The sequence below is a fragment of the Mucilaginibacter sp. UYCu711 genome (genome assembly GCF_050433825.1).
GTDB lineage: Bacteria > Bacteroidota > Bacteroidia > Sphingobacteriales > Sphingobacteriaceae > Mucilaginibacter.
The window spans coordinates 768179-785083 of record NZ_JBNPWM010000001.1 but is presented as its reverse complement, the minus strand read 5'-3'; the positions used below and the strand labels follow the sequence as shown (position 1 = coordinate 785083).

Below are 16905 nucleotides of genomic sequence, written 5' to 3'. Positions count from 1 at the left end.
CTAAGTGTTATGTGATATAACCGTGAATTTATATCGGTAACTGTTTTAGCGATTGAAGGTCTAATAATTTACAATGCTAATTTTCCCTGGTAATAGTCTAATACTTTAGTGCGGATGAGGTAATCATATTTTGCATTAATAAGGCCTGTACGCGCCCTGTCTAAATTACCCTTCACAATTAAAAACTCGACAGAAGTCAAAACCCCGGAGTTAAACCGTGTTTCTGCGATACGAAAAGATTCATTATAAGCGTCAACCTGTTTAACCAAAAGCTGGTAACGATCATAAGCAGCATCCATATTTACATACGCCTGATCCACGCTAACTCTAAGCTGTACCTGGTTTGTTTGCTCGGTATATTGTGCGCTTTGTAAATCGATCTTTGCAAGCGAGATCCTGTTTCTATTTTGAAAATAATTTAAGATAGGAATGTTTAAACCCAAACTAACCGTTGTGCTATAGTTGTTTCTAAACTGGTCGTTATAACTAATATTTTGATTGTTATAATTAGCCTGCCTGTCGTAAATAACCTGCTTACCACTTGGTGTATTTATAAACTGACTAGTTGCAACTGTTGATGAATCAACAAATGACGAACGCTGTGCTGCGCTTGAATAGTTTGTATTTAACCCTCCGGACAATGATAAAGTAGGCAATAAGGCCCCTTTAGCAGCCTTTACTCCTTTTTCTGCACTTTGGCGGCGTAAAGTACCGGCTTTTACTAATGCAAAATCGCTTAATGCCACAGCATAAACCTGATCGGCGCTTTGTCCGTAGCTTGATGGCGTATTGTCACTCATCTGGCGTTGAAACCTGATATCTTTTCGGTACTGCACATTCATTAACTGCAGCAAATTTAGTTTAGCGATATCAAGCGTATTACGGGCATTGATAACGTTGCCCTGGTCGCCTGCCAATTGCCCCCGCAGGTCATATAATTGCGATGGTGGCACAGCGCCATCTTTACTTAAAATTTCGCTTCGCTCAGCTTGTTTTAGCGATACTTCGGCTTGAGTATTGGCTTGCTTTAACTGATCTTCGCTGCTTAATACCTGTAAATAAGCTATGATCAAATTAAGTGTCAGGTTATTTTTGGCCTGTTCAAAGTCCATTTTACCGGCCTGGTAAGCCAAAGCAGTTTGCTTAATGCTATTTTGCAATATAAGCCCGCTTGATAAAATCAGGCTGCTTGACAAACCATAACTTGCTGATGTAATGGGCTGATTTAAATACCCGTTGGTAAAAGAGTTAAGGCTCCTACCCTCGCTGATGGTGTGTGTAACGTTACCATTTAATGTGGGTAACAAATTCTCGCGTGCCTGGTTCCAATAAATGCGGTTGGTTTCCATTTGCAATTCGCTTTGTTTAACCAGCAGGTTGTTTTTTACGCCAATGTCAATACATTGCTGCAAGGTTAAAACGCTATCGGGCATTTGCTGCGCATTTACAACACTAACAGACAGCGTTAAAATTGCAACAGTATATTTAATTACTTTAAACATTTTATAATTTTTTTGATGACGCTACAGTACCGTCAAGCAGGTTAATAATACGCGTACCGTATTCGGCATTTTTTTCCGAATGGGTTACTTGTATAATGGTCATTCCGTCCTCCTTATTTAACTTTTGAAACAACTCCATTATCTCTTCGCCTTGTTTTGAGTTTAAGTTACCTGTAGGCTCATCGGCCAATAATAGCTTTGGTTTTACAATTAAAGCCCTGGCAATACCAACCAACTGCTGCTGGCCACCCGAAAGCTGCGCGGGGAACAAATCCTTTTTACCCACAATCTGAAAACGATCAAGCATATCTGCTACTAACGCCTTGCGCTCTGATGATTTAAAATCATGGTATAGTAACGGGGTCTCTATGTTTTCATAAACTGTAAGCTCATCAATTAGATGATAAGCCTGGAATACAAACCCAATGTTTTCTTTATATAAAGCCGAACGCTGCTTTTCTTTTAGCTGATGAACCATCTTATCCAGAAAGTAATAATAACCCTCTGAGGCCTCGTCTAACATCCCTATAACGTTTAACAATGTCGATTTGCCTGAACCCGACGGCCCCATGATAGATACAAACTCGCCTTCATCAATATCAAGAGTAATATTGTTAAGCACGGAAACTTTATTACCGCCTGACTGATAGTATTTTGAAATATTTTTAAGTGATAGCATATTGCCTTTTTAGTAGATATGTGTATGTTTTTATTAGCTTCTTAAGCTCTCAATAGTTCTGAACGCAATTTCCATAATTTACACCTATATATAACAATAGCATACCAAACTATCAAGTTATTGATAACTAATTACTTATGATAAAAACAATGAAAAAATCTGTTCGCTAACGCAACAGCAAGTGTACGGTTTTGATACAGTAAATTTAAGAAGCAAGTATAATAATTACTCGCTTCTTAAACTTTTTACCGGGTTAGCCATGGCTGCTTTTACAGATCTGAAACTGATAGTAACAAATGCAATGGCTATTGCTATAAATGCGGCTAACGCAAATATCCACCAACTAAATGGCACACGATAAGCAAAAGCCTGTAACCATTTATGCATAAAGTAATAACCTACAGGCATTGCAATTAAAGTAGCTATTATTACGGGCTTTAACAGATCTTTTGCCAGTAACAGCAATATACTTCTTACAGACGAGCCCAACACCTTACGCACGCCTATTTCTTTGGTGCGTTTGGCAGCAGTAAATGATGCCAGGCCAAACAGTCCCAAACAGGCAATAAATATGGCCAGCGATGAGAATATGCTTAAAATGGTTTGCTGGCGCAGATCGGCTTTATAAGTGGTGTTAAATTTTTGATCGAGAAAATTATACTCAAAAGGATATATCGGTGCAACATTTGCATAAGCCTTATTTATTGTTGCCAATGTAGATGCGATGTTACCGGCTTTCATTTTCACCATTATTACTCTTCTGTCATCACTTGGTGAAATTACCAACGCATCCATATTTTCTTTAAGCGACAGGAAGTTAAAATCTTCAACTACACCAACTATGGTGCGCCTTACACTGTCGCGTACCAAATTTTTTATCCACTTACCAATTGCTTGCTCAGGGGTAAACCCTAATTTCTGTGCTGCTGTGCGGTTAATTAAGATAGCTTTCGCGGTATCTGTAGCAAATTGCGAAGAGAAGTTCCTTCCGGCAATGACTTTCAAGCCAAGCGTTTTTACATATTCAAAATCAGCATATTCGGTTCTTGATTTGAAAACTTCATGCTGGCCCTCGGCATCAAATCCTTGCATATCAAAAAAACCTCCCGGCTCACCCGATGCTAATGATACAGACAATATATTATGGTTGCTTTCCAATTCTTTTTTAAAGGTTTCCTTATGGTTATAAATATCATTGTTATCTATTTTAATAGTTACAATTTGTTCCTGGTTATAGCCCAGCTGTTTGGTCTTTACATAGTTCATTTGACGCGATATCACTATGGTGCCAATGATCAACAATACCGAAATACTGAACTGCACAACCACTAACGACTGACGGAAAAAAACGCCGCCGCTACCTAACCTTAATCTACCTTTTAAAGCCTGGATAGGAGAAAAAGCCGAAAGGAAAAATGCAGGATAGCTTCCTGCTAAAAATCCCACCACTACAATTACCCCAATTAAAAACATATAAATAGGCAATGAGGTCCATCTAACCGTTAAACTATAACCTAATAGCTGGTTATAATATGGCATACATAATATCAATAAACCAATTGCCAGTATGCAGGAGATCACAGCTAACAGCACAGATTCACCAATAAACTGTATGATCAGATGGTTCCGGAGCGCACCCATAACTTTGCGCATCCCTACTTCTTTAGACCGCTCGACCGCACGGATGGTCGACAAATTCATAAAATTGATACAAGCGATCAGCATGATTAAAACGGCTATGGAAATAAAAATATAAACCACCATTTTATCGCCATGCTTTACATTATCAAAAGCAGAGGATTTCTCGAAATAAATATCTGTTAACGGTGTAAGCGCCAGGTCGAATTTGGTGCCAAAACGGGCCATATCCTTACCCATGTATTTATCCATAAAATTAGGGAACTGCTTTTCCACCTGTGCTTTGGTAACATTATCATTCAATAAAACATAGGTAAAAAGCCCGTTATTGATCCAGGTGTTAAATCCGGGGCTATTAGTATAATTGGCCAGCGGGATAATGACATCAAAATCCATGTGTGAATTTGACGGTACATTTTTTGCAATACCCGTTACTTTTAATTGCAGGTTCTTATCAACCAACACAACTTTACCCATAGCATTATCAACGCTGCCGAAGTATTTTTTTGCAGTATTTTCGGTAAGGACAATATAGTTTGGCTTGCTTAACACATCGGCAGCATTTCCCTTTATAAGCGGAAAAGAAAACAGGCTAAAAAACCCCGGGTCGGTAGCATAAACCTTAGTTTCATTAAATGCTTTGTCGCCAAAAGATATTAAGTTATTTGATGGAGATACCCGAACCGCAGCTTTAATATCCTGAGGGAAGTCATTTAATAAAGCCGGCGCGTATGGGCCGGATAAATAGGCTACTTTAGGTTTGGCAATGTCATATCCGCGCATGACACGGTAGATATGATCTTTTTTTGCTTGAAACTTATCTACACTAAACTCATTCATTATGTACAGGAATATCATCATGCACACCGTAATGCCAATGGTTAATCCCAAAATATGAATAATGGAAAATGCTTTATTCTTATAAAGGTTTCTCCAGGCTATTTTAATATAGTTTTTGATCATGACTTTCTTACTTAAATATCAACTTATTCGCTTCTTAAACTCTTTACCGGATTTGCTAATGCTGCTTTTACAGATTGGAAGCTGATAGTTACAAATGCAATTAAAACGGCTATAAGGCCGGCAAACACAAAAACAGTATAACTAATAGATATTTTATAAGCAAAGGCTTGTAGCCACTTATTCATGGCATACCAAGCTATAGGGGTGGCGATAACAATAGCTATCAAAACCAATTTTACAAAATCCATTGCTAAAAGGCTTACTACGCTGCTTACACTTGCTCCTAATACCTTACGGACGCCGATTTCGCGCGTGCGTACCTGGGCAGTAAACGCGGCCAGCCCTAACAATCCCAGGCATGAAATAAATATGGCAATCACCGAGAAATAATTAAACAAAGACCCTTCGCGTTGTTCGCTTTTATACAAGCTATCAAATACTTCGTCTAAAAAGTTGTATGCAAATGGTATTTCGCCATTGTAATGCTTGTATTCTGCTGCTATAGCCGCTATAGCTTTAGGAGCATCGCCGGCTGTGGTTTTAATATATAATGTGCCAAAGTTATTGGGATCATAGGCAAATGCCGCTGGCGCTATTTTTTCCTTCATAGATGCATAATGAAAGTCTTTTACTATCCCTATTATCTGGCCTTTAGTTTTACCCATCCTAAACCATTTCCCAACGGGATTAACAATGCCCATTTCCTTTACGGCGGTTTCATTTAGTACAAAATGGGTGGTGTCAGCTATAGCGCCGGTAAACATCTTGCCCTGTATAATTTTCATTTTAAAGAAAGACACAAAATCTTTGTCAACAACTATAGGGTGCATAAACAGGTTCTGTTTAGGGTCTTTGCCGTTCCAGTCGACATTACCTGTAAAGCCATAAAACTTTACAATATTTTGGTTAGAACGGGTTACAGCAGAGATGGCCGGGTTCTTTAATAATTCGGCTTTTATTGCATCGTAATGCGAACCCATCTCGCGCATCCGCACAGAAAACACGTGTGCTTTATCATATCCAAGATTTTTTTCTTTAATATAATTTAATTGCCTGGTGATTGTTATGGTACCGACTATTAGTATAACAGATACGGCAAACTGTGTAACAACTAATATTTTGCGAAACATCACATCGCCTATGCCGATTGATATTTTTCCTTTTAACGCTTTTAATGGCTCAAACGACGATAATAATAAAGCCGGATAGATACTTGATAATGCAAGTGTTCCAAATATAGTAACCAATAAAGTCGCCCAGATATGGTAATCAGCAAGATTGATTATCAACTCTTTCCCTGATAGATTATTAAACACCGGCAGTAAAAGAAATATTAGCCCGAAAGCCAAAAGCGCAGCAAGCGAAAACAACAAAGCTGTTTCTATAATAAACTGTAAAAACAATTGAATCTTAGCCGCACCAACTATTTTGCGCATGCTTATCTCTTTTGAGCGTAGCATGGAGCGGGCAGTCGATAGGTTTACATAATTAATACAGGCTATAACCAATATTAATATCGCAATTACAATAAATATCCTGATGGTTTCTATTCCCTTGTCTGTAAGATCGGCGTTGTATAGATGCATTTTTTTAAGCGGCAATAACAGATATTCAGCGTCCGTATCATCAGGTTTGTGATTAAGGTGGATCTGGCGTATCTGAGTAGTTAGTTTTTTAAGATCGGCGCCCGGTTTAAGCTGCAGGTAAACATCGTATGAAAAATTGCTGAAGTTATTACTCAGGTCAAGACCATTTGCCAACATGCTTTTGATATGAAAATTCATCGGCATTATCATATCAGCATTAATACTTGAGTTTTTAGGGAAATCATTAATAACACCACTAACAGTAAAGTTGGTTTTATCGTCGGCAACAATTACTTTACTTATCGGGTCTTCACCACCGAAGAATTTGTGTGCGGTTTTTTGTGTGATGATAACCGAGTTATCGCCTGCAAATGGCCGGTCGGGATTACCTTTTATCAATGGAAAATCAAAAACCGAAAATAACGATGGGTCGGCAAAAGCAGCAAATAGGTCGCTAAATGATTTATCCTGGTACTTGTACAAGACAAAATTACCATTACCGGTCATTCTTGCATATTCCTTTACATCAGGCAACTCTTGCTTGGCCAATGGACCTATTGGTGCCACTCCAACGGTAAATATTTGCCTGCTGGTACCTGTGCCGCCAAATAACTCTAAACGATAAGTATCGTCGCTCTTTTTATGAAAACTATCAAAACTTAACTCATCCTGCACCCATAACAATATCAGGATACCTATAGCCAGCCCTAACGTAAGGCCGGCAATATTAATTACAGAATAAAACTTATTCTTCAACAGGTTTCTCCACGCAGTTTTAATGTAATTTCTTATCATGATATTATAGGTTAGTGATTTATTTATTCGCTTCTTAAACTCTTTACCGGGTTAGCAATAGCTGCTTTAACAGATTGAAAACTAATAGTTATTAGTGCTATGAATATGGATAACATGGCAGTTATTACAAATATATTTAGGTTAATGTCTATACGGTAAGCAAAGCCCTCAAGCCATTTATGCATAGCAAACCAAGCTAAAGGCCAGGCAATGAGGTTAGCAATTAAAACCAGTTTAACAAAATGGCCGGATAGCAGGACAACTATATTCTGAACCGATGCACCTAAGACTTTGCGTACACCGATTTCTTTAATTCGCTTCTCGGCCGAGTAAGATGCTAAACCAAATAAACCAAGGCAGGATATAACAATAGCCAGGCCGGCCAGTATACCTACAATCTTACTCACCTGCGTGTCGGCTTTATAAACCTCATTAAAATGGTCGTCCAAAAACTGGTATTCAAATGGGCGGTCTGGGAAATTGCTTTTCCATACACCTTTAATAAAAGCAAGTGCATCAGCGGTTTTGCTGCCATTTATTTTTACTGTCAGATACCTAAAGCCCCACTCCTTTTGGTTAAACAGGAACATGGTTTCTACTTTATAATGCAACGAGTTAAAATTGAAGTTTTTTGATATACCGGTTATTACACCTAACGAATCATTACCAAAATGCTGACCTACTAAAGATGCTAACGGGGTGTTTTTAGGCTGTTCTTTTAATAATTCATGTGCAAGTGCCTCATTGATAATATATTCTTTACCATTTGCAGATTTTTCGGACGAGAAGTTCTTTCCCTCTAATAATTTAATATTGAACAGGGTGAGATAGTTATTATCTACAACCAACTGTGTTAATGCAAGGTCTTTTTTAGGCCCGTTTGCTGGCCTGTAACTTACCCCGGTTTGATCTAAATGGCTCCCTAATACATCTTGAGACGCAGTTACTCCGGTAATTAACGAATTACCTAAAAGCTGCTGTTTAATAACATCATATTTAGCATCGGTATTACCATTTAACGGTATGGTTACTATCTGCTCGCGGGTGAATCCGGGATCTTGTTGTTGCATAAAATGCAGCTGTTTAACTACAAAAATGGTAGCGATCATTAAAAACACTGCACTGGTAAACTGGCCGACAACCAATATATTTCTGAATGTGCCTTTGCTTTTGCCACCATCACTATTGCCTTTAAGCACTTTTACAGGTTTAAAGGATGATAAATATATAGCAGGATATATCCCCGAAACTATACCCACTAATACTGTGAAACAAATAATTATTACACCCAATGCCGGGTCATTTAAGAAATTAAGCGAAAGACTTCGCCCGCTTAAAGTATTTACGTAAGGTAATGTTAGCCAAACCAAAACCAGGGCGATGCTAAGTGCGATCAAAGCCAGCAATATAGTTTCGCCAAGGAACTGTATAGCCAGCTCAAAACGCCCGGCACCTATGGATTTGCGTACGCCTACCTCTTTTGCACGCTCGGCCGACCGTGCGGTAGAAAGGTTCATGAAATTTACGCACGCTATAACTAGTACAATAAATGCAATTATGGCAAACAGGTTGGTGGATTTTTTATCGAATTTTTGATAATTGATATAGTCCAGCCCTATGTCCGTTGCGTTAGCATGCACATCTTTCAGATTTAAGAAAAACAGTTTATAGAACTTGTTAATATCGGGTCTATTAGAGTATTTAAGCATATAGGCCGGTAATTTACTTTCAAGCGCCGCTACATCGGTACCCGGAGCAAATTCAACATAAGTATCCAACCAGTTTCCGCCCCAGTTATTGGCCATCCACGGCTTGAAATTAGTGCTGAATGAGTATAGTGCATCAAACTGCATTTGCGAATTTTTAGGTACATCCTGCATAATGCCTGTTACCGCAAAAGTTGCTGTATCACCGTCAAAGTGGTTTATAGTTTTACCAATAGGATTTTCATCGCCAAACATTTTTTTAGCGGTAGCTTGAGTTAAAATAATGCTATTCGGTTTTTCAAGCGCAGTTTTTCGATCGCCAGCCAGCAACTTAAAATCAAACATTTGCAGGAATGTTGAATCAACCGCATAGGCCTGCGGAACAAACATGCGCTTATCAAGGTAAGTTAGCTGGTATTTATCATGCCATTTAACACGGGTGAAATTTTTCACCTGCGGGAATTCATTTTTAAGAGTCGGTCCCATCGGGAACATAGACAAACCTACTTTTTGTGATGAAACCATACCAGGGAAGCTCTGCACTTCGTTTAGCCGGTAAATGTTTTTGGTATGGAAATTATCAAAACTCTTTTCAAAAAAAACAAACAGCATTATAACAATACAAGCTGCCATGCCTACTGCGAGGCCGGAAATATTTAATGCTGAAAAAACTTTGTTTTTCCAGAGATTTCTCCATGCGGTTTTTATGTAATTCTTTATCATGATATATATGTTAATGATTTATATCTATTCGTTTTTTAAACTTTTTACAGGATTGGCCAGAGCCGCGTTGGCTGTTTGAATGCTTGAAGTAATTAATGCCATTATTAACATTACCCCACCGCCTAAGGCAAATATCCACCAACTGATAGCAGTGCGATCGGCAAAGCTTTGGATCCATTTATGCAATGCCCACCAGGCAACCGGGATGGTTATAACAAAGGCAAGTATTAGCAGCGTCACTAATTCGGTTGATAATAAGCGCATAATTTGCGTTACCGATGCGCCAAGCACCTTACGCACCCCAATTTCTTTGGTGCGCTGATTGGTGATATATATTGTGAGCCCCAGCAAACCCAGGCAACTTATCAATACCGACAGGCCCGTTGCCCAGTTAAGCAGTGTTGAAGAGTGTTGTTCTTTTTGGTAAAATTTGGCTACGGTATCATTTATGAATTGGTATTCAAAATCGTCACCAGTATAAATTTGTTTCCAGGATTGGTTCATTCCGTTAAGAACTGCCGACCATTGTTTACCGTCTGCAGTTTGGGGTCTTAACGCAACATGAAAGGTGGTATTAAAACCTTCTTCCGGATAAAGTATGGCTAAGGGCACTATAGGCGCATGTAATGACTCCTGGTGAAAATCAGATACTACGCCAATGATTTGCATCTGTTTGTCTCCATTAAAATTATCGATCACTTTGCCTATGGCATCGCCGGGTTTTTTAAAGCCGAGTATTTTTGTGTAAGTCAAATTAATCAAAAATGCCCGGCCCGAATCTGTTTTTTGAATATTTCGGCCTGCCAGTAGTTTTATTTGATAAAGCTTGATATAATTTTCGTCGCCAAACTTCTGGCTTAGCTCCATCTTTATTTCTTTTTTCCCATCGATATAGGTGGCTTCCGTAGAGGTTGTATTTTCGGACGATGGTTCATCATGCCCCAATGCAACTAACTCTACTTGTGGCATTGAGCGCAGCTTATTCAGGAAAACCTGGTTTTTACCGGCTCTATGGGTTTTCCAGGGCGAGTTGATAACCATGATGCCATCTTGTCTGAAGCCCAGGTCTTTATGTGTAGCGTAATAGATTTGTTTACCCACCAGCAAGGTAGCCATGATAAAAAATTGGGCTATAACAAATTGCGTAACAGTAAGCGATTTACGCATCCAGGCATTACGGGTTTTGTTAGTTGTTTGTGCCTGATTTTTCAGTACCGAAACAGGTTTATATCCAGACAAGATAACCGCCGGATAAATACCCGATAACAGGCTAACTGCCACTGCCAGCATCAACAGGAAAAGTATAATACCCGGCTGATGGATCAGATCAAACTTTATACGTGTATCAATAAAACCTCCAAACAATTTGAGCAGGAACGGCGCTAATAACACCGAGATAACCACGGCGATAATCGTCACAAAGAAAGTTTCACTTAAAAACTGGGTGACTAATTGCGCACGGCTGCTCCCCATGGTTTTACGAATGCCAATTTCTTTGGCCCGTTGCGTGGCTTGGGCCGTTGTTAGGTTTATGAAGTTAATGCAACCCAACAACAACAGAAATACGGCAATTATCAGTAAACTATATAAAGTAGTTTTACTTGCTACGGCATCGTAAGCGGCAATACCCCCATATTGAGCGCTCAAGTGTATATCAGCCAGTTTTTGCAGTGCAAACTCCTGGGTTTTATCTTTATTATATTCCAGGTTCTTTTTAAGGATATTATTTAGCTGCCGTTTAACAACAGTAGGTTTACTGTCGGGAAACAGTTTAATAAACAACTGATACTGTGCGCTGGTTCCTCCCCAGTTATTTAATCTTAGTCGGGATTTAAGCCCGGCATTTGTCAGCGCGGTTGAATAAGATATAAAATCGTGATAAGTAAAGCCTGAGTTTTCTTTCAGCGGTTTTATAATTCCGGTTACCGTTGTTTTTACGGTATCGTAAACAACAGTTTTGCCCATTATTTGATCAAACGAAAGCCCCGGAAAATAAAGTTAGCTTGATCGGTAGTTAAAACAACCTGGTATGGGTTATTTAATGCTGTTTTAGCGGAGCCTGCTACCCAATCGTATTTTACCAGGGCAAAATAACTTGGTGTTGTGATCAATATATTGGGTTGCTCCTTAAACCGGGTTGGCCGTGCTTTTTCCTGCGGGATGTAAACATCAGGTAGGAGCATCCTGAAACAGGCTACCACCAGTTCAACACCGGTAACGCCATTTTTTACAGCAGCCGGCAAAGGCCCGCAAACACCCGAATTGTAAACCGGCTGGCCCGTAAATGTAAAGTTGGTAACTACCCGATAAATTCGGTCGCCATCCTTATGGAATTTATCGAAGTTTAAATCGAAGTGTACAATCAAATAAATAATAAGCGCTGCGCTAACCCCTATAGATAAGCCAACTACATTAATCAATGTAAACAGTTTGTGTCGCCAGAAACCCCTTAATGCAGTCTTTATGTAATTCCTTATCATTGTTACAAGTTCAACTTAACTACTCATTCTTTAAACTTTTTACCGGGTTGGCCAGTGCGGCTTTTATTGCCTGGTAGCTTATCGTTAAAAAAGCTATCACTATGGCAAGCCCTGCCGCAAGCGCAAATATCCACCACTGTATATTGGCCCGATAAACAAAGCCTTGCAGCCATTTATGCATTACATAGTAAGCAAACGGTGAAGCTATTATAATGGACAATAAAACGAGTTTTAAAAAATCTTTTGAGATCAGGCCAACTATATTTAACACACTTGATCCTAAAATTTTGCGGATACCAACTTCGCGCACCCTTTGCCTGGTGCTGAAAACCGCCAGGCCAAATAATCCAAGGCATGATATAAAAACTGTGACTAATGTAAATACAGTTAAGATCCCGCCGGTGCGTTGTTCTGTCAGGTATAATTCCTCGTACTCCTGATCAAGAAAGTGATTCTCAAAGGGCACATTCGGGTAAAATGATTTCCATGTTTTTTTGATCCCCGCTACGGTACCTGCCATGTTTACACCCGATGTTTTGATGAGCAGTTTGCCGAAATAATCATACTCAGGAAATAATACAATTGGTGTTACTTCGTGGTGAAGTGATGCAAAATTAAAATCGCGGGCCACTCCTCTTATTTCACCTATGCGATGCGCCATATTAATACGTTTACCTATGGCTTGTTCAGGTGTCCAGCCAATTGCCTTTGCAGTCGACTCATTGATTACAAAGCTGTATTTACGATTGCCGCGATTGGTATCTAATATGCTTTGCTCATCGCCAAGTGTAAAATTGGTACCGGCAATTAGTTTTATGCCCAGCGTATTCACAAAATTCCTTTCAACCGGGATAGCCGTAATTGAAATATGCATTTTCCCGGGTATTCCCTGGGCTTCGTTTATAGTATAACCACCCCTTACATTTACCGGCGAATCATAAGACGCGCTAACGTTCTTAATGCCCTGCTGCTGCATTACCTGGTCTTTAAACGCCTTTACCTTATCAAAGGGCATCCCCCCAATATCCAAGACTACTACCTGGTCACGATTAATACCGGTGTCTAACTGCTGAATATATTGCAATTGCCTGCCGGCGATAAGTGTACTGATTATAAAGAAAACAGATACCGAGAACTGAAAAACAACCAATGATTTGCGTAAAACAGCGCCACCACTACTGCCTGTTGATTTTCCTTTCAAAGTAGCAACGGGCTTAAATGCCGACAGATATAAAGCAGGGTAGGTACCTGCCAATAAAGTTACTATTACAAACAACCCTACTAAAGCACCCAATAGCCAGGACGCTTTCCAGATGGCAAAATTCAGCTCATTCCCGCTGAAGTTGCTAAACCATGAAAAACTGGCCCAGGCCATCAGTACACCGGCTATCAAAGATAAAAAGGTTATAAATGCCGCCTCGCCAATAAATTGTGAAAACAACTGCCAGCGTAAGGCACCCATTACTTTACGTACACCTATCTCATGCGCCCTTTCAATTGATTTGGCGGTGACCAGATTCAGGAAGTTTATACACGCTAATACAAGCAGGATAACTGCTATTGCGCCAAGAATATATATGTATTTAACATTGCCTGATGGCTCCAGGTTATCCTTTGCAGTGGTGTATAAATGCACTTGTGTAAGCGGTTCTAACACAAACCAGCTTTTATAACCCGATCTGTCATTATCCTTATTTAAAGCTGATGTATAAGCGTTTATACTTTTTTCAAGGCTCTTTGCATTAACACCGGATTTTAATAACAGGTAAGAATAATCATTAGCCGAATCCCATTTCAGATCTTTTGATCTGTCGAGCATGGCATAGTTACCCATGATATCAAACTTTAGGTGCGAGTATGCAGGCACATCTTCAATAACACCGGTTATAACCAAATTTCGTGTGGTATTTACCTGTAATATTTTACCTATGGGGTTTTCATCACCAAAATACTTTTTAGCTATTGTGGCGGTAATTACAGCCGACTCGGGTAGGTTTAGCGAGTTGGCAGCAGTACCCAATATAAATTTATAGCTGAATATTTTAAAAAAGGAATTATCAGCCACCAGCATTTTGCGCTCGTTAAACAGCTTATCCTTATACTGGACTGTCGCAGGTTTGTAGCCGGTATAATTGTAAATACGAACACCGTCGGCTACCTCCTGAAACTGTTGCTTAAAAACAGGAACCGGCGCTGTTGGTGTTACCGCTATAATATTATCGGCATTATCAGTACTTGATCGCGAACCTTGGATAACTCTAACAATTCTATCAGCGTTGGTGTTAAACCGGTCATACCGCACCTCATTTAACAGGTATGTAGTTAATAATAAAAAGCATCCTATACCAACTGCTAACCCTGCTATACTAATAAACGAGGTAACTTTGTTTTGTAAAAGATTTCGCCACGCAATTTTAAAGTAGTTCCTGATCATAAAATGCTGAATTAATGTTTTTGCTATTCGCTTCTTAAACTTTTTACCGGGTTTGTAATTGCCGCAATCGTTGCTCTGTAGCTAACGGTTATTGCCGCTATTATAAATGTAGAGGTTATGGATATCAGGAAAATGCCCGGGCCAATAGGTATTTTGTAAGTAAAATCCTTCAGGTAATTATGCATGGCCCACCAGCCTAATGGAGCGGCTATTAAAAAAGCTATGACCAACAACGTTGAAAACTCTTTACCAAACAACCATAAAACCTGCAGTATATTAGCACCCAATACCTTGCGCACACCAATCTCTTTGGTTTTACGTACCGCCATGAATGACACCAAGCCATATAAACCCAAACACCCAATCAATACAGCAATAGCCGCAAAGGCTTCTATTAAGTTTAATAAGATGTTATCCATTTTATAAAACCTTGCAATAGATTCGTCTAAAAATTGGTATGAATAAAGTTCGTCCGGGAAAGTATTATTAAAGATCTTCTCAAATGATGCAAGCGAGGATTTGGCGTTGCGCATATTAATCTTTACAGCCATAGTGGAATAATTGCCGGTGTCGGGCATAATACATAAAGGCGAGATTTCTGTATGGAAGGAATAATTATAAAAATCTTTTACTACGCCCACTATCGGTGCTGTAGTATGTTTTCCGTTTACACTTAATACTTTGCCTATTACATCCTGTGGTTTCAGGCCAAGTTTTTTAACAAAGGTTTCGTTAACCACAAATTCGCGTGTGCTATCAGAGGGGAAAAAGTTACGTCCTGCAACCAGTTTAATGCCAAATGTAGAGAGGTAGTTTTCATCGGCCTGTTTTACATTAATTCCCCAATGTTCGTCCTCCACCCTATGGTCGTAATTTGCACCTGTGGTGCTGTTTGATTGCGACGCGGGTGCGTTATAACAAAGTGTTATTTTTTCTACACCCTGAACTTCTTTTATACGGTTACGCAAGGTATTGTATTTTACATTGGCACCATCTGGCAACGATAGCAATACAATTGCATCTTTGTTGAAACCTAAATCAGTATTTTGCGAATAGTGTAATTGTGCTACAATTATTATGGTACCTATTATCAGCACTTGAGAAATAGAAAATTGAACAACCACTAATACCCTGCGTAACGAAAAGCCACCTACTTCTTTTTGTGAGAGTTTGCTTTTTAAAGCAGCAATAGGCTGAAAGCGTGCTAATACTAATCCGGGATAAGAGCCTGATAAAAATACAACCACAATTGTTATTACAACAATAAACATGCTTAGCAGCTCCCAATTAAACCGCATTTTAGATTGAAAAAGATTGTTAATTAATGGCAATCCTATTCCGGATAAAACTAAGGCAACAATTACGGCAACAAGGGTTATTAATGCTGTTTCTGCTATAAATTGCCAAAACAATTGCTCAGGCAAACTACCCAACACTTTGCGGACGCCTACTTCTTTTGCGCGATTAAGGGCCTGCGCTGTCGCCAGGTTAACAAAATTCACACAAGCTGTTATTATCAAAAACAACCCAATGAAGAACAGTGCCCATAAATATTTTTTATCGGCATATCCACCCAGTTCTGAATTAAAATGGACATCAGCCAGCGGTTGTACTTTGAAAAACCATACTTTAGCATCGCGCCCCTTAAAGTTCATTTTTACTAATTGTGCCAAAGCGCTATTAGCTCGTGATACAGTTACGCCTGGCTTTAATTTGGTAAACGCTTCACTTCCACTGTATACGCCACCCCAATTGGTTTCGCGGCGGGGACTGGTGTAAGTGTCTAAACTTCCATACGATAAATAAATTTCCTGTTTCCTGTCTGTATTTGCGGGTAAATCCTTTAATATCCCGGTTATAATAAAGCTTACTTTATTATCCAGGCGAAGCATCTTACCCATCGCATCGTTATCACCAAAATATTTCTTTGCTATGGTTTCAGTTATTAGCGCTTCGTTAGGTTTTAATAGTACGCTTTTAGGATTCCCTTTTATCAAGGGAAAATTTAGTATATCAAAATATTCACGCTCTGTAAATGCTACTCCCTCATCTTCTCTGAATTTTTTAACCTCCTTGCCGGGTATAGTAATTAAAGTACGTGAAAAATTAATTACCCGTGCCGTTTTTTCGGATAAAGTAAAATTGTCTCTGTAAGCTTTACCCAATGGCTGCGGCACCGCACCTGATTTACCAATAGATTCATCGTGCCATTCCGTATAAAGCCGATAGATGCGGTTCGAATCTTTATGAAAATTATCAAAGCTTAAATGATAACTTATTAAAGTAAATATCAGTATGCCACAGGTAATACCTAAAGCCAAACCTGTAACACTAATAAATGCATAGGCTTTGTTGCGTTTTAAATTACGCCAGGCTATTTTAAAATAGTTCTTTATCAT

The 16905-nt window shown here is 39.2% G+C and carries 9 protein-coding genes; all 9 read right to left on the bottom strand.

Features of this window, described 5'->3' with window-relative positions; translation table 11 throughout:
* Positions 1-68 precede the first annotated feature (68 nt).
* Complete coding sequence (locus ABIB50_RS03570; protein ID WP_429377310.1) at positions 69-1502, bottom strand: TolC family protein; 1434 nt, start codon at positions 1500-1502, stop codon at positions 69-71.
* 1 nt (position 1503) lies between these two features.
* The gene (locus ABIB50_RS03565; protein WP_429377309.1) at positions 1504-2181 is read right to left on the bottom strand and encodes an ABC transporter ATP-binding protein; all 678 of its coding nucleotides are present in this window, start codon (positions 2179-2181) and stop codon (positions 1504-1506) included.
* Between the two features lie 225 nt (positions 2182-2406).
* On the bottom strand, positions 2407-4782 hold the full coding sequence (locus ABIB50_RS03560; protein WP_429377307.1) for an ABC transporter permease: 2376 nt from the start codon (positions 4780-4782) through the stop codon (positions 2407-2409).
* Positions 4783-4805: 23 nt separating this feature from the next.
* Positions 4806-7163 (bottom strand): ABC transporter permease, encoded by a 2358-nt coding sequence (locus tag ABIB50_RS03555; RefSeq protein WP_429377306.1) that lies wholly within the window; start codon positions 7161-7163, stop codon positions 4806-4808.
* Positions 7164-7186: 23 nt separating this feature from the next.
* Positions 7187-9592, bottom strand: a complete 2406-nt coding sequence (locus tag ABIB50_RS03550) for an ABC transporter permease (RefSeq protein ID WP_429377304.1) — start codon at positions 9590-9592, stop codon at positions 7187-7189.
* 24 nt (positions 9593-9616) lie between these two features.
* Entirely contained in the window at positions 9617-11557 is a 1941-nt protein-coding gene (locus ABIB50_RS03545) for an FtsX-like permease family protein (RefSeq protein ID WP_429377303.1), read from the bottom strand.
* Positions 11557-12072, bottom strand: coding sequence for an ABC transporter permease (locus ABIB50_RS03540; protein ID WP_429377301.1), 516 nt, complete (start codon positions 12070-12072; stop codon positions 11557-11559). The genes ABIB50_RS03545 and ABIB50_RS03540 overlap by 1 nt, the downstream gene beginning before the upstream one ends.
* Before the next feature lie 19 nt (positions 12073-12091).
* On the bottom strand, positions 12092-14506 hold the full coding sequence (locus tag ABIB50_RS03535) for an ABC transporter permease (RefSeq protein WP_429377300.1): 2415 nt from the start codon (positions 14504-14506) through the stop codon (positions 12092-12094).
* A gap of 23 nt (positions 14507-14529) precedes the next feature.
* Positions 14530-16905 carry an ABC transporter permease gene (locus tag ABIB50_RS03530; protein ID WP_429377299.1) on the bottom strand — a complete coding sequence of 792 codons (2376 nt, stop codon included), beginning with the start codon at positions 16903-16905 and terminating at the stop codon, positions 14530-14532.